Annotated in this window: 15 protein-coding genes and 1 tRNA gene; 9 read left to right on the forward strand and 7 right to left on the reverse strand. The window is 60.4% G+C overall.

Annotated features, from left to right (window positions below):
* Positions 1 to 5: 5 nt before the first annotated feature.
* A complete protein-coding gene (locus XB14_RS01325) occupies positions 6 to 1,034 on the reverse strand; it encodes an RluA family pseudouridine synthase (RefSeq protein WP_077959816.1) in 1,029 nt (342 codons plus the stop codon).
* A gap of 29 nt (positions 1,035 to 1,063) precedes the next feature.
* Here XB14_RS01325 and XB14_RS01330 point away from each other — a divergent pair, with 29 nt between their 5' ends.
* Together XB14_RS01330 and XB14_RS01335 are read left to right on the forward strand one after the other, a co-directional pair.
* Positions 1,064 to 1,447, forward strand: a complete 384-nt coding sequence (locus XB14_RS01330) for a hypothetical protein (RefSeq protein WP_077959817.1) — start codon at positions 1,064 to 1,066, stop codon at positions 1,445 to 1,447.
* Positions 1,448 to 1,451: 4 nt separating this feature from the next.
* Positions 1,452 to 2,288, forward strand: coding sequence for a TrmH family RNA methyltransferase (locus XB14_RS01335; RefSeq protein ID WP_077959818.1), 837 nt, complete (start codon positions 1,452 to 1,454; stop codon positions 2,286 to 2,288).
* Positions 2,289 to 2,336: 48 nt separating this feature from the next.
* Here XB14_RS01335 and XB14_RS01340 read toward each other — a convergent pair whose 3' ends face one another.
* Both XB14_RS01340 and XB14_RS01345 read right to left on the reverse strand, forming a co-directional pair.
* On the reverse strand, positions 2,337 to 3,500 hold the full coding sequence (locus XB14_RS01340; protein WP_077959819.1) for a hypothetical protein: 1,164 nt from the start codon (positions 3,498 to 3,500) through the stop codon (positions 2,337 to 2,339).
* Between the two features lie 160 nt (positions 3,501 to 3,660).
* Entirely contained in the window at positions 3,661 to 4,254 is a 594-nt protein-coding gene (locus XB14_RS01345) for a DUF1134 domain-containing protein (RefSeq protein ID WP_077959820.1), read from the reverse strand.
* 274 nt (positions 4,255 to 4,528) lie between these two features.
* On the opposite strand from XB14_RS01345, the gene chpT reads away from it, so the two are divergent.
* Together chpT and XB14_RS01355 are read left to right on the forward strand one after the other, a co-directional pair.
* Complete coding sequence (chpT, locus tag XB14_RS01350; protein ID WP_077959821.1) at positions 4,529 to 5,179, forward strand: histidine phosphotransferase ChpT; 651 nt, start codon at positions 4,529 to 4,531, stop codon at positions 5,177 to 5,179.
* 253 nt (positions 5,180 to 5,432) lie between these two features.
* On the forward strand, positions 5,433 to 5,795 hold the full coding sequence (locus XB14_RS01355; protein ID WP_077959899.1) for a response regulator: 363 nt from the start codon (positions 5,433 to 5,435) through the stop codon (positions 5,793 to 5,795).
* Positions 5,796 to 6,070: 275 nt separating this feature from the next.
* Here the strand turns inward: XB14_RS01355 and ctrA are convergent, their stop codons facing one another.
* A complete protein-coding gene (ctrA, locus tag XB14_RS01360) occupies positions 6,071 to 6,772 on the reverse strand; it encodes a response regulator transcription factor CtrA (RefSeq protein ID WP_025424706.1) in 702 nt (233 codons plus the stop codon).
* A 441-nt stretch (positions 6,773 to 7,213) separates the two neighbouring features.
* On the opposite strand from ctrA, the gene XB14_RS01365 reads away from it, so the two are divergent.
* On the forward strand, positions 7,214 to 7,564 hold the full coding sequence (locus tag XB14_RS01365) for a flagellar export protein FliJ (RefSeq protein WP_034806460.1): 351 nt from the start codon (positions 7,214 to 7,216) through the stop codon (positions 7,562 to 7,564).
* 270 nt (positions 7,565 to 7,834) lie between these two features.
* Here XB14_RS01365 and XB14_RS01370 read toward each other — a convergent pair whose 3' ends face one another.
* Together XB14_RS01370 and XB14_RS01375 are read right to left on the reverse strand one after the other, a co-directional pair.
* Positions 7,835 to 8,116 (reverse strand): GNAT family N-acetyltransferase, encoded by a 282-nt coding sequence (locus XB14_RS01370; protein WP_077959822.1) that lies wholly within the window; start codon positions 8,114 to 8,116, stop codon positions 7,835 to 7,837.
* A 302-nt stretch (positions 8,117 to 8,418) separates the two neighbouring features.
* Positions 8,419 to 8,694 carry a DUF1153 domain-containing protein gene (locus tag XB14_RS01375; protein WP_003527546.1) on the reverse strand — a complete coding sequence of 92 codons (276 nt, stop codon included), beginning with the start codon at positions 8,692 to 8,694 and terminating at the stop codon, positions 8,419 to 8,421.
* A 478-nt stretch (positions 8,695 to 9,172) separates the two neighbouring features.
* Between XB14_RS01375 and XB14_RS01380 the strand changes: the two genes are divergently transcribed.
* The 4 genes from XB14_RS01380 to XB14_RS01395 all read left to right on the forward strand — a co-directional run bounded on the left by XB14_RS01380 (position 9,173) and on the right by XB14_RS01395 (position 13,810).
* Positions 9,173 to 9,922, forward strand: a complete 750-nt coding sequence (locus tag XB14_RS01380; RefSeq protein WP_077959823.1) for a helix-turn-helix transcriptional regulator — start codon at positions 9,173 to 9,175, stop codon at positions 9,920 to 9,922.
* A gap of 179 nt (positions 9,923 to 10,101) precedes the next feature.
* Positions 10,102 to 11,355 carry a tRNA 2-thiouridine(34) synthase MnmA gene (gene mnmA / locus XB14_RS01385; protein WP_077959900.1) on the forward strand — a complete coding sequence of 418 codons (1,254 nt, stop codon included), beginning with the start codon at positions 10,102 to 10,104 and terminating at the stop codon, positions 11,353 to 11,355.
* Positions 11,356 to 11,490: 135 nt separating this feature from the next.
* A tRNA-Met gene (locus XB14_RS01390) sits at positions 11,491 to 11,567 on the forward strand.
* Between the two features lie 512 nt (positions 11,568 to 12,079).
* Positions 12,080 to 13,810 carry a TPR end-of-group domain-containing protein gene (locus tag XB14_RS01395; RefSeq protein WP_143348176.1) on the forward strand — a complete coding sequence of 577 codons (1,731 nt, stop codon included), beginning with the start codon at positions 12,080 to 12,082 and terminating at the stop codon, positions 13,808 to 13,810.
* Between the two features lie 202 nt (positions 13,811 to 14,012).
* Here XB14_RS01395 and XB14_RS01400 read toward each other — a convergent pair whose 3' ends face one another.
* Positions 14,013 to 14,468 carry a hypothetical protein gene (locus tag XB14_RS01400; protein ID WP_143348177.1) on the reverse strand — a complete coding sequence of 152 codons (456 nt, stop codon included), beginning with the start codon at positions 14,466 to 14,468 and terminating at the stop codon, positions 14,013 to 14,015.
* Positions 14,469 to 14,495 lie beyond the last annotated feature (27 nt).

Genomic DNA, 14,495 nt, shown 5'->3' on the forward strand with positions numbered 1-14,495 from the left:
GGCGGTCACTCTCCGCTGCGCAGCGCATCGATCAGCGCTGCCATGTCGGCCGGCATTGGCGCCTCGAAATGCATGGTCTCGCCGGTCGACGGATGTTCGAACTGCAGCATGAAGGCATGCAGCGCCTGGCGGTGGAACTGGTTGACAACGGCTTTGGCGGCATCCGGCAGAAGGTTCGCCTTGGTTCTGAAGGCAGCGCCGTATTCGGGGTCGCCGATCAGCGGATGGCCGATATGGGCCATGTGCACCCGGATCTGGTGGGTCCGGCCCGTTTCCAGGTGGCATTCGATCGTCGCGGCGAGCGAGGTGCCGTCCGGCTTTTCGAGGTAGCGCTCGACCACCTCGTAATGGGTGATCGCCTCACGGGCGTCGTCGCTGTCCTCGCGCTTGACCGCGCGCTTCGTCCGGTCGCCGGCGCGGCCGAGCGGCGCGTCGATCGTGCCCTTCAATTGCCGCGGTCGCCCCCAGACGACGGCACGATAGGCGCGTTCGAGCGGACCGGTGCGGCCGTGGTCGGCAAACTGGTCCGAGAGATGGCGATGTGCCGCATCGTTCTTGGCGACGACCATGACGCCGCTCGTCTCTTTGTCGAGGCGATGGACGATGCCCGGGCGCTTGACGCCACCGATACCTGACAGGCTGCTGCCGCAATGATGGATCAGCGCATTGACCAGCGTGCCGGTCCAGTTGCCGGCGCCTGGATGCACGACGAGGCCGGCCGGCTTGCACAGCACGATCAGGTCACTGTCTTCGTAGAGCACGTCGAGGGGGATGTTCTCGCCCTTCGGCTCGGGGTCTTCCGGCTCGGGCAGGTCGATCTCGAAGACGTCGCCCGGCTGCACCTTCTTCTTCGGTTCGCTCACCGGCTTCCCGTTGATCGACACCGCACCCTGCTCGATGAGGGCCTTGATGCGGTTGCGGGAGAATTCACCCGAAAGTGCGTCCGTCAGGAAGGAATCAAGCCGTCCTGCGGCATCCTCGCCCGCCGTCAGGACTTTCCTATTGGCCGTTGCTTGTTTAAAGGGGTCGTTCATTCCGTTAAAAATCCGAAAAAAGGCCAGCCATGACCGCAATCGAGCCCGATGACCAGGAAGACAAGCCGCTAGATCCGGCGATGGAAAATGTCCGCCGCAAGATGGTGAAGCTGCAGCTGGTCTCGGCCGGCGTCATGTTGGTCATGCTTATGGCTGTCCTTGGAACGATTGTCTACAAGCTGACGCGCACGGATGAGAAAGCGCCGGCCCAGGCGTCGGCCGCTGTTGTTCCGAGCGAAGCGCCGCTCAATGCGGTTGCGGCGCTGCCTGCAGGCTTCACCGTGACGAATGTCGCGCTTTCGGGCTCGCAGGTGCTGTTCTACGGCAACCTGCCCGGTGCCGAGCCGCGCGCCATCGTCTTCGACATCGGTACCGGCCGTATCGTCGCTGATATTACCGTTCGGACGAACTGACGGCATGCCAGGCGCCCTCCCGCCCGTCTTGCGCATCGACGATCCAGCCGATCCCCGGATTGCCGGCTTCGTCTCGATCAAGGAGCGCGATCTGACCGGGCGGCAGGGCCGCTTCATCGCCGAAGGCACCGTGGTGCTGCGCATGCTTGCCGCGGCACACGAGGCCGGGCGCGGTCTTGCGGCGGAGGCCATCCTGCTGCTGGAGAACCGTCTGGAGGGCGTCGGCGACATTCTTCGCCGCTTCCCGCCTGATGTGCCGGTCTACGTGGCGAATGCGCAGGTGTTCGACGCGATCGCCGGCTTCAACATGCATCGCGGCGTTCTGGCGCTCGGACGCCGCGACGGGGAGCCGGATCGCGACGCCCTGATCTCGTCGCTGCCCACGTCGAGCCTGGTGCTGGCCGCCTGCGGCATCTCCAACCACGACAATATGGGTGCGCTTTTCCGCAATGCCGCGGCCTTCGGGGTCGACGCGGTGCTGATGGACGAGACGAGCTGCGACCCGATGTATCGCAAGGCGATCCGCGTTTCCGTCGGCTCCGTGCTGACGGTGCCTTTCGCCCGCGAGGGTTCCATTGCCGCCATGCTGGAGCGATTGCAGGACGCTGGCTTTGCGATCTGGGGGCTTTCTCCGGCAGGAACGACGGATATCGGCGCGATCCCTCCGGCGCCGCGCACGGCGCTCCTGATGGGCACCGAAGGCGAGGGGCTGCCGCAATCGGTGCTGACCTCGATCCGGACGGCGCGCATCCGCCAGCGGCCCGGGCTCGACAGCCTCAATGTGTCGACCGCGGCCGGCATCGCCTTGCATCAGGTGGCGTTGATCAACGGCCGGATCTGACGCTTCGCGCTGATGTATGGGCGGACGAAAACCGATTGCCGCGGGCGCCTATTCGCGCGGCAGGATGTCTTTGACGCGCTTTGCCAGGCTTTTCCTGTTGACAGTGCCTTCCTCCTCGCCTGAAAGCAGGCCGAGGATGGGCGAGGTAGCACCTTCGTTCGTTGCGGTCAGCGCGACCATGCCCGCGGCAATCGCGGCGACTTCGTCGCGCAGCGCCTCGTCGTGGGCGGCGGACTTGGAGTTGGTCAGGCGTTCCGAAAGGGCGGTGGCGCGATTGCGCAGGTCGTCGGCGGCCATGGCAGAGTCGGGCTCGCCGTTCGCCGCTTGAGCCGGATCCACGGCGCCATTGATCGTCTGTTCGGCTGCGGCCCGGCGATCCCTGCGTAAGGGGAAGGCGACGCCCGCGGCGCGCAGAGCCTTGGCGGCATCGCGCATTTCCTGATTGGTGTCCTTGACCTTGGCCTTCAATCTCTCGATTTCGCCGGCGCGCCTTTCGAGTGCACTCTCGCGGTCGGCGCTGGTCGCCACTTCTCGGGCAAGCTTGTCTTCCAGCCGGTGCAGGCGGGTCTCGTCGCGCGACAGGCGGAGCTCCATTTCCTTGGCATGGGCCGTCTCGGTCTTCAAGTCGCTGCGAAGGGCTTCGCGCTCGTCGCGCAGCGTGGAAATCCGGCTCTTCAGATGCTCGACCTCGGTCTCGCGCGCAGCCAGGTCGATCCGCAGATTGTCGGTCTCCGCGGCATTTTGAGCGAGCTGAACGTCGCGTTTCTGAAGCTCGTCGGACTTTCCGGCATTGTCCCGCTCGACACTGTCGAGTGTCGCCTTCATCCGCTCCAGGCGCTGCTCAAACTGGCGGATGGCCGAGCGCCTGTCCGCCGCTTCGACGTTCATCTCGGCGAGCTGGGCGTGCAGGTCGGCGTTTTCGCCGCTGAGGCGACGGGCCTCCTGCAGGCTCTTCTCGTTGGTGAGCATCAGCGATACGCCCTTGTCCCGCTCGCGCTTCAGGGCCTGAAGCGTGCGGGCGTTCTCGGCGGCAAAGGCGGCACGGGCAGCATCCTTCTGCGCGCGCACCTCCTGGGGGCTGAGCGGCATCGTCGCCTTCAGCCGGTCCTCGGCGAAACGCACGATGCGGCGGTGGATCGCCGGTGCGACCAGGAGGCCGATGATGATCGCCGTCAGAAAGCCCAGGGCAAAGAGAAGCGAGAATTGGATCACGAGCTGGCCGTTTCAAAACTGGACCGGAAACCGAACCGCCTGCCGGGCCGCAAGGGGCAGGCAGGCGCTCCATTTTCCGCTTCCTTGCACTAAACATGACGTTTCGTGCGCTGCAAGTCTATGGTGCCGGATTTTGCGATGGGCAGGTCCGGCAACAGTCTCAGAAGGGATTCCAGGTCGGGGTCTGGGTCATCTTCAGGTAGCCGACATTGACGCCGAGGCGTGCGCCGATGCCGGTGCGGATCGGCACCACGACGATGTTTTCGTCGGTCAGCACCGTCATGCCGACGCCGGCAACCACATAGGCCGAGCCGGAGACGCCGCCGAAGCGCTTGTAGAGCGCCGGCACGCTCGGCAGATTGTAGACGAGCATCATGGCGCGGCTGCCCTGGCCGCCCCAGTCGATGCCGAGCGACGGGCCCTGCCAGAACACGTTATGCTGGCCGGCATTCTTGGTGTTGAGTTCGCCTTCGCCGTAGGTAAGCCCGGCAATGAAGGCACCGGAGCCTTCCTGCCCGAGGATGTAGCCGTTCGGCAGGCCATAGCGCTCGAAGGCGCGTTCGACGACCTTGGCAAGGCCGCCCGAGGTTTCGCCGAAGAAGCCGTGACCGGCATCGACGATTTCCTGCATGCTGTATTGGCTGTTGTTGTTCGCCGACTGGGCGTGCGCAGCGGACAGGGCGCCGGCGACCAGAAACATCGTGGCCAGGATAACACGGCCAGCCGATGTGGCTGCCTTCATGATCTGATGCATCATATCCTCCGTCAGGCGCGAAAATTGCTCGCTTGCGGGTTTGCAGTGGCCGCCAGTCAGATCACCGCGCGGCCAGTTGGGGTCTGGACCAATTCCATGCAATTTGAACCGATGGTCTTAACAATCGGTTTACCAAATGTGGTGTCATTATGTTCCACTGATGAACGGCTGCGCCGGGCAGCGCATGACTTGCGTCTTCACGCGTGAGGCTTTACCGGCGTGACCACGGCGCGTGCTCCACGCGACGGCCGATGGCACCAAACAAGGAACTACGATGGCAACGAATCCGAACCTGACATTGACGGGACCCGATCTGGCCGCGCTTCTGTGCAGCCGGGTTTGCCACGACATCATTTCCCCGGTCGGCGCCATCAACAACGGCCTGGAACTGCTCGACGAGGGCGGCGCCGATGCCGATGCGATGGACCTCATCCGCACGAGCGCGCTCAACGCCTCTGTCCGGCTGAAGTTTGCGCGCCTTGCCTTCGGTGCCTCGGGCTCGGTCGGCGCCTCGATCGACACCGGCGAAGCGGAAAAGGCTGCCAAGGATTTTGCCGCTGCCGAGAAGAAGACCGAGGTCAATTGGCACGGCCCGCGGGCGATCATCGCCAAGAACCGCGTCAAGCTGCTCTTGAACCTCTTCCTCATCGCCTACGGCGCCATTCCGCGCGGCGGCTCGATCGACGTCACGCTAGAGAATCCGGAGTTCGACGCCGTGTTCACCCTGGTGGCGAAGGGCCGGATGATGCGCGTACCGCCCAGGCTGGTGGAACTCCTGTCCGGCACGCCGGAAGAGGCGGTCGACGCCCATTCGATCCAGCCCTATTACACCGTGCTTCTCGGCGAGGAGGCGCGCATGGAAATCGCCGTTACCTCGACCGGTGAGGAAATCATCTTCACGGCCAAAATGCAGCCTGAGGTTTAATTCGGCGGCGCCAGGCGTTCCGATTTCTTGACTTCTCGACAGCCGCCGGGTGCCATCGCATCCGGCGGAAACGTATCTGCCATATACGTTTCAATCTCGCTCGTATTCTGGAAAGTTTAATGTTTTCAGAGTGTTGATCGTGCGCGAAAAAGCTTCGTTAAGCAAACTCCGTAACGAAATCTTTCCCAAATTTGTATAGAGTTGTTTCAAGAATGCCGATACGCGTATAGGTAAGTGGCGAAGGGAGTTGGACATGCGACGTTTGATGATTGCCGACGGCTCGGATGTCGTCAGGAAAGTTGGAAAACGTATCCTCTCCGGCATGGGCTTCATGGTTTACGAGGCATCGAACAGCCTCGAGGCGCTTGTGCGCTGCGAAGCGGAACTCCCGAACATTCTGATTATCGATGCCGGCCTTGAAGGCGCGCTCGAACTCATCGGCAACGTTCGCCGGCTGCCGAACGGCCCTTCGGTGCGGATCTATTACTGCGTCGTCGAGGCGGATCTGAAAAAGATGATGGCCGGAAAGCGAGCCGGAGCAGACGATTTCCTGCTGAAGCCTTTCGACCGCAAGATCCTGACCAGCGTTTTCGCGAGCCAGTCGATGGCGGCCTGAACCGCCTTATCCTGATCTCTTTGCAGCGAACTCAAGCCGTGGCGTTTGCCGCGGCTTTTTGTTGTGCCGACCCGGCGAGCCGAAGAGGCTTTCGATCATCGGGGAAGGGGAGGGTGTAGGCGCGCAACCCTGACATCCGCCGGGGCATCCTATTGCAGGCCCGGCGAGCGTGGTCGTTCCGCGCAAAACAAAACCCGCCTCATCGGCGGGTTTTGCGAAACTCTTGAATGTCGGGCCCGCATCATGCGGGGATCGGTGCAAGCCCTGGCGGGGAATCAGGCAGTTTCGGCGTATTCGGCACCATCCGGCTCGCGCAGCACATAGCCGCGGCCCCAGACGGTTTCGATGTAGTTGGCGCCGCCGGCGGCGTTTGCGAGCTTCTTGCGCAGCTTGCAGATGAAGACGTCGATGATCTTCAGTTCCGGCTCGTCCATGCCGCCGTAGAGGTGGTTCAGGAACATTTCCTTGGTGAGCGTCGTGCCCTTGCGCAGCGAGAGCAGCTCGAGCATCTGGTATTCCTTGCCGGTCAGGTGGACGCGCTGTCCGCCGACTTCAACCGTCTTGGCATCCAGGTTGACGATCAGCTCGCCGGTGGAGATGACCGACTGGGCGTGGCCCTTGGAGCGGCGGACGATCGCATGAATGCGCGCGACCAGTTCGTCCTTGTGGAACGGCTTGGTCATGTAGTCGTCTGCGCCGAAGCCCAGGCCGCGGACCTTGTCTTCGATGCCGGCCATGCCCGAAAGAATGAGGATTGGCGTCTTCACCTTGGAAAGACGCAGCGTTCTCAAGACTTCGTAGCCGGACATATCTGGCAGATTGAGGTCGAGAAGGATGATGTCATAGTCATAAAGTTTGCCGAGATCGACGCCTTCTTCACCGAGATCGGTGGTGTAGACGTTGAAACTCTCGGACTTGAGCATCAGCTCAATGCTCTGAGCCGTTGCACTGTCGTCTTCAATTAATAGAACCCGCATATTCTTCCCCTTTTCCGCCGCCCAAGGTTGTCGTGGCACCCTTACGCGATACGGATCCAGTCGTTGCCTGATTTGGAGGCTGCCACCAAATGGTTAACAAATTCTGATTCCCTCTGGCAAGGTGTATCGAGTTTGTTAAATATTTTTAGCAGTCTCCTGATTTCAAACGTGAATCCAGAACGGCTAATCTCATGTGAAACATGAGGAAATGCCGTTATCTGACTCTTCTGACTCGTTAATGCCGGGGCGGTCATATTTCGTGCCTCAGCATTTACGGAGCCTTAAATCATCACGCCTATGATTAACGATGCCCGTAAACGAAAGGTTACCAGCGGTAGGCTTTTGTTAATATCGCTGAAGATTTTTCGTTTCCGGCCCTGTTCGGGCCGGCTCGCGGGCAAATCAGTAACCGGGGTCTCGTTATCCACGGGAGTATTGCGTATGAAAGCACGTGAGAGCCTTGTCCGCCTGAAGGAATTTCAGGTCCGGGAGAAGCAGCGTCAGCTGAACCAGCTTCAGATGATGATGGCTGAGTTCGAACGGATGACCAAGGATCTGGAAAATCAGATTATTTTCGAGGAGAAGAAGTCGGGTATCTCCGATCCCCAGCACTTCGCCTATCCCACCTTCGCCAAGGCCGCACGTCAAAGAGCCGACAATCTTCAGGTTTCCATTCGCGAACTGAAGACGCAGCAGGATGCTGCCGAACTCGCGCTCGAAGAAGTGCAGGCCGAGTACGCGAAGGCGGCGGCCCTTGAAGAGCGGGACACGTCGACCCGCCTGCGGGCATAGCTGCGGCTCCTGCGCCAAAATCCGGCGCAGCGGGCCGTAACGCCTTGTTCCAAAGGGTGATTTGAACCCCGAGCCGGATCCGGCAAGGGGGATTTGTCCGTTGGACGGGCCGATAGCCCGTTTCGGAGCAGATGGTTCCATCCTTGACGGATCATGCGGTTGGCATGATCCGATCCGGCACGATCGTGACAAGACGAAAAGACCCGCCCGATGCCTCGGCATCCGGGCGGGTCTTCTCATTTCGGGACCGGGCTTCGAGCGTGGGGTGTCTCACCCCTGGATGACATCCTGCCATTCTGGGTGCCGCATGACCTGGGCCTTCATGAAAGGGCAGAGCGGAATGATCTTCCAGCCGCCCTTGCGGGCTTCCTCGATCGCATGCTTGGCCAGCGCCTGGCCGACGCCCTTGCCGCGCAGCGCATCCGGAACGAGCGTGTGATCGACGATGATCAGTTGAGGCGAGGTGCGCGAATAGGTCATTTCACCCGTATGGCCTTCGACTGATGTCGAGTAGCGGCCGTGCGATCCGGTTTCCTCGTGCATGATTTCCATGGCATCCTTCCTTGGTGAACGGGTTTGTCTGCCTGGAAGCTAGCGCAGATTTCCGCAAATCGGAATCGTCCGTTCGGCCGTCGCCGGTGCACAGAGCGTTCGCGAAACGGAACCAATGCCGGTCCGCACGCAGAGCATGTCGCGCAAAGATGCGCAGCGGCTTTGCGATTACGACAGGCGACAAATCAATCACTTAAAGCGCACTGAGCACATCTGAACGATCGCGACGCCCGTTAAAACGACGGCGGCGGCCCCGGGAAACCCGGAGCCGCCGCACGACCTATGGCCCTGCTATGGGCGAATTAGTGGCGATACTGCTGGATGCGAGTGGTGCGCAGGCCGGCGAGACCGTGATCGTTGATCGAGGACTGCCAGGACAGGAATTCCTCGACGGTAAGGGTATAGCGTTCGCACGCCTCTTCCAGGCTCAACAGGCCACCGCGCACGGCGGCAACAACCTCAGCCTTCCTGCGGATCACCCAGCGCCGGGTATTGGCCGGCGGCAGATCCGCAATCGTCAGAGGGCTGCCATCGGGGCCGATGACATATTTCACGCGTGGTCGCATCATTTCGGTCATGGGACTCTCTACACAAACTCAAGACCATATGACCGTGACCTTAGCCTGCCACATTTAACATTTGCCTAAGCGTCAAGTAACAATTTGCTCATAATTTGAGACACTTCCGCGAGCCCTCGACGCGTTGCCGCGCCCCGCAAATCTTACGGCAATATCTTTCGGACTTGTGGAAACACTTGAGAACAATCGGGATTCTCGCGGAATTGACATGGGAGCCATGCAAATACCACATTTCACTTTAACTAAAATTTTTGGTAACGAAGCGCCGAAATAAGGATGAGCGTCGTGTGTACGCTCCCGCATTTGTTCTTGGTGCATCGTCAAATTTTTCACAACCGGACGCGTTTCTTGCGCGGGCAGGCCGGTAGCGGCAGTTTTATTTTGTCTGCCGGGTGAAATTCATGCTCCTGAAAATGTGGGGCGTTTTTGTATTTCTCTCGACCGGGCGCGGTGGCGCCGGGAGATGTGGTGATCGCAGATGAAGGAATCGCATGAACCGGCCTTGCTGCGCGAGGCTGAAACGGTGGAGATGTTTTCGGACATCGATACGGCCACCGTCCGCACCGAATACGAACTTCTGCATCTGATGCGGCGGTTGATTGCGCGTTATGGCTTCGCCCATTTCATGATCGCGCGCATGCCGCTAGCCGAACAGCAGCGCTTTTCCGAGCGGCTGGTCCTTAGCAACTGGCCGTCCGAACTGGTGCGCCAGTACGATGCCTGCGAGACCTTCCAGTCGAGCGTGCTGGTCGAAAAGTTGCGCTACACCAAGCTGCCGGTGACGGGCGGGCCCGAATTGCTCGATGTCGTAGCCAAGCCCGGGGAAGAGGCCACGGTTCACCGTCTGCTTGCCCACCCGGAGATGGCCCGCCATTTCGCGGTGCTCTTGCACACGAGCGGCGGAGACCCCTTCGTCGCCGTGCTTTCGGGTCGTCGCGAGGCGCCCTCGGGCGTCGAGCGGGCGACGCTGTATCTGACGCTGATCCAGCTTTTCGAATGCCTGGAGCGCACCTTCGACACCGGCAATACGGCACGCGAGAAGCTGTCGAGCCGCGAGCTGGAATGTCTGCGCTGGGCAGCGGCCGGCAAGAGCAGCGACGAGATCGGCATCATCCTCGGCATCTCGACCTACACGGTCAGCAGCTACTTCAAGAGCGCGACCCGCAAGCTCGATGCGGTTAACCGCATGCAGGCGATCGCTCGCGCCATGCGGCTGAAGCTGATCTGAAGTCTTCGAGGTCCGATTGCCGCGGGCGGGCCTCGGCGGCCGGCCTTGCCGCCGGACGGACAAGTTTCTATATGTCGCGGAACTGAAAGTCCTGCGGCGAGCTTTGCGCATCCGAGTGGATGCTGGGCGCCGTGGAGGCAAAGATGCCTTGCGCCGAGGGTTCCTCGGCAAAGCATCGCATGAAGCGTGAAACAGGGCAGGCTGAGGAATGCCGCCCTAAGGCCGGATTGGATCCTGTGAACAGTCTCGATTTTGACCGCAAGCCCGAAGATACGCGTGTCGTCGTTGCCATGTCCGGCGGCGTCGACAGTTCGGTGGTCGCCGGCCTGCTCAAACGCGAGGGCTATGACGTTCTCGGCATCACGCTGCAGCTTTACGATCACGGCGCTGCGGTGCACCGGGCCGGCTCCTGCTGCGCCGGCCAGGACATCGACGATGCGCGCCGCGTCTGCGAAACGCTCGGCATCCCGCACTATGTGCTCGATTACGAAGCGCGCTTCCGGGAAACGGTGATCAATCCATTCGCCGAAAGCTATATCGCCGGCGAAACGCCGATCCCGTGCGTTGCCTGCAACCAGACGGTCAAGTTCGCCGATCTGCTTGCGACCGCCAAGGAGCTCGGCGCCGATGCGCTGGCGACCGGCCACTACATCCGCTCGCGCCCGAGCCCGAACCCACGCTACGCCGGCCAGCGGGCGCTTTACCGTCCGACCGATGCCGAGCGCGACCAGAGCTACTTCCTGTTTGCGACGACCCAGGAGCAGATCGACTATCTGCGCTTTCCGCTTGGCGGTTATTCCAAGGCCGAGACGCGCAAGTTTGCCGAGGACATGGGCCTCGTCGTCGCCCAGAAGGCCGACAGCCAGGACATCTGTTTCGTGCCGCAGGGCAAGTACAGCGACATCGTCTCGAAGCTGAAGCCGAATGCGGCGCTGTCGGGCGAGATCGTGCATCTCGACGGCCGCGTGCTCGGCACCCACGAGGGCATCCTGCACTTCACCATCGGCCAGCGCCGCGGCATCGGCATCGCCACCGGCGAGCCGCTCTATGTCGTCTATCTCGACGCCCGCTCGCGTCGCGTCATCGTCGGCCCCAAGGAAGCGCTGGAGACGCGCCGCGTCTATCTGCGCGACGTCAACTGGCTCGGGGACGAAGACGTCGAGACGGCGGCCGCGCGCGGCTTCGACTGTTTCGCCAAGGTACGCTCCACCCGCCAGCCGGCGCCAGCCGTGCTCGCGATGGATGACGAGGGCATCTATGTGGAACTCGCCGAAGGCGAAGCCGGCATCGCGCCCGGCCAGGCCTGCGCGCTCTATTCCGGCGTCGGCGAGGACGCACGCGTTTATGGCGGCGGATTCATTCGCAAATCGGAACGCGAAGCGAGTGCAGAAGCGGCCCTGAAGGCGCTGCTTTCGGCGCCGGCGGCCGCTTGAAGCCCTTGATTTCCGGGCTGTTGTGAAAACTTCACATTTTCCCGGAGACTTGGGTTGACAGTGGGCGGAAGCGGGCCGTATAAGCCGCCCGTCCAGTCAAGACGGCTTCCCCTTCGAAGCCCTGACGCGGTACCCGGCGGAGTAGCTCAGTAGGTTAGAGCAGAGGAATCATAATCCTTGTGTCGGGGGTTCGAATCCCTCCTCCGCTACCATACGTCCCCCCAATAGTTCAGCCTTGGCGCCAATGAGCGCTGACAGGTGGCCAATCACTTCAACTGCAACGCCGCCGCGGTCTTCGCAGCCCGCCCTCGGCCGTCGGCCGGGCGTGTACGGTCCTGGCGAAATCCTCCTCTTTGCATTTGATATCCTTTGTCTCGACGGTCGCGACCTGCGCCAGCTGCCATATGTCCAGCGCCGGCAATGCTCGATCAGCTTCTTGCCAGTCGCGACGGGACGATCCGACTTTCGCAGGAAGTCGAAGCGGATGGCGCTGACTTCTTCCGCGTCGCCTGCGAGTGGGATTAGAGCGGATCGTCGCCGAAGCGAAACGCGACACCGTCCACCTGTCCCACGAGCCGGCAAGCAGTTGGCAGTTTGCTCTTACCTCACTCCGGCGTGGGCATCATGAGATACAATCTATGGCAGCGCTGGAACATTATTCAACGCTAGACAAACGTCGGCACGTTCTCTACCGGGGGGCGGGAATGGACTGTGGGGGGCGCAGGTGAACCTGAAAGACGTCGCTGGATATATTAAAGCCGCGGATCAAATTAGCATCATAATGGGGGCAGGGGCATCTCGCACCGCTGGGATACCTACGGCGCCTTTGTTGGTAAAACGCGTCAACGAGGCTTTTGGCCACTGTCTAGGTGGTCTGTCAGACGTGGAGCGTTCTGATTATGGTCGAGTGATGGGTGCGTTAGCGCCTGGAGACCGTAAGTCGCTGATCCAGCCCTTGCTCGATGAATCACGGGTAAATTGGGGCCATATCGCACTTGCGTGCATCACGAGGCACGCGAAAGTGAAAAGAATGCTCACGTTCAACTTCGATCTGATCTTGGAGAGGGCCGCGTCACTCGTCGGCATTCACCTTCCGGTTTACGATTTTGGAGTCGCCCCAACTCGGGATATTGGGGGATTGGCTGCACCTGCGATTTTCCACCTTCACGGACAGAGTTATGGGCTCCGCTTGATGAATTCCGAGGCGGAGACTGCTGCGCATAAGGAGACGCTGCGGCCCCTACTAGCCGATAGCCTCCGAAACCACCTAACGATAGTGATCGGCTATAGCGGTGAAGCTGACGCGGCGTTTAAGGTAATGGAAGAGGAGTTCAATTCACATCAAAACCTTATATGGCTTGGGTACGAAGCCGAGCCTAAGCCGCACCTTTCAGGTCTGCTTTCTAAAGACTACGCATTCTATATTGGCGGGTGCGATTTCGATCGAACGATGATCGATCTTGCCGAGACGCTGGGCTGTTGGCCGCCACTCGTCATAACCAATCCATCTCGGCATATCCTTACAGAACTCACTGAAGTTGCAACGTATCCGGTAGAGCCTGAAACAGGGCTCGATTTGCTGACATCCACGCGGCGTCGCTTAGAAGAAGCGGCCGATCAATGGGAGATAAGCAAGGACGGAGAAGCACGAGCTCAAGATGCGCTGATAAGCGGCGTAACCCCGGACCCCACAGAGGCCGGTGGAGCGCTGTCTGAAAACGAACTTGAAGCGCGGGCTTGGTCGAAGATTACGGAGGGTCACGAAAGGATCCAGGAAACAGTAGGCGGCCGCCCAAAGGAGGCAGTTTTGGAGGCGTGCCGGTTTGCCGCCTCCAGGTATGAGGAAGCTATCGCCTTGAAGCCCGACATCTACCAAGCGTGGCAAGCGTGGGGCGCAGCTCTGTTTATCGAAGCTTCCCGACACGATGATGTTCAGGAGCGCATGGCAACCCGCAGGCTTGCTCAAGAAAAATTTGCGAAGGCCGAGCAGTTGGCGCCGGGCAACCCTCGTACTCTGCTTAGCTGGGCTCGCGTTCTTGCCGATGGCGTTGGTGATATGAAGGGCAATGAGGCGCAGGAACGATTTACGGCGGCTAAAGAGAAATTCTATGAAGTCCTACGTCTTCAACCCGACAACGGAATTGCTTACGATTCGCTCGGGGCACTCTTTCTTCGTCAAAGCAATGTTTTGACAGGCGGTGAGCGCGAGAAACTTCTGGCCGAAGCAGCTGAAGTGCTTGATAAGGCCAAAGCATTTATTGGGAAGGCCAACTATAATAGAGCCTGCGTGTACGCGATGCAGGGTGATTTGGACAATGCTATCGCTGAACTCAAGGCATGCCTTGCAGATGGGACGCTTCCATCTCGAAAGCATCTCAATGAAGATACTGACATGGATCTCCTGCGCGATGAGCCAGAATTCCTCTCAGTGTTAAATCAAGCAAAGGCGGACTGAATTAGTTCTCCAGAGAAACTTTAAATATTTATCTTTGCCTCTTAGTGGTCTTACCGAACTACGCAACCGAGCGGCGGATCAATAAGCGGGGGGATAGCGTGAGACGGTCCTCCGCTACCATTTTCCTCGCATCTAGACAAAATCGCGGACGGGCGCTGATCCGTCGATCGTCTGGCATTCTTGAATGCGGCTTACTCTCCCCTCAATGATGAGGCGGCTTCAGCGGCAAGGTCAGCGCCGGCCCGCTCTTGACCCCGAACTGCCGTCTGAACTGCCTCGATGCGCTGCCGTCAAACAGCGATTGCGGCAGCGGTGTGCTAATTGCCCATTTGTATTTGCCTTCCGGATCATTGCTCAGATCCTGATGTGTCACCGCGCTGAGCGGCAACACGTATTCCGGCTTGCGCAGGCCTCGCTCGGAATTGCCGAGCCACGTCAGCACGACCAGGATTTCGCCGCCGAGTTCCAATGCATCGAGTGCGAGCGGTTTGCCGCCGACGGATGCACGCACCGCCTGTTCGTGGAACTTGAATGCGCTGAGTTTCAGCTCGTTTTGCGAATCCGTCATTTCGGGCCTTCCTGCATGTCCTGCCAACGCTGATTGAGCGGGGATTCGCTCAATCAGCGTTCCCGTATCATAATCCGTCTGGCCATACATGGAGCCGGTGAACGATGCAAAAAAGGC

Origin of the sequence: Ensifer adhaerens (assembly GCF_002007205.1) — a bacterium.
In the GTDB taxonomy this organism is placed as follows: Bacteria; Pseudomonadota; Alphaproteobacteria; order Rhizobiales; family Rhizobiaceae; genus Ensifer; species Ensifer adhaerens_D.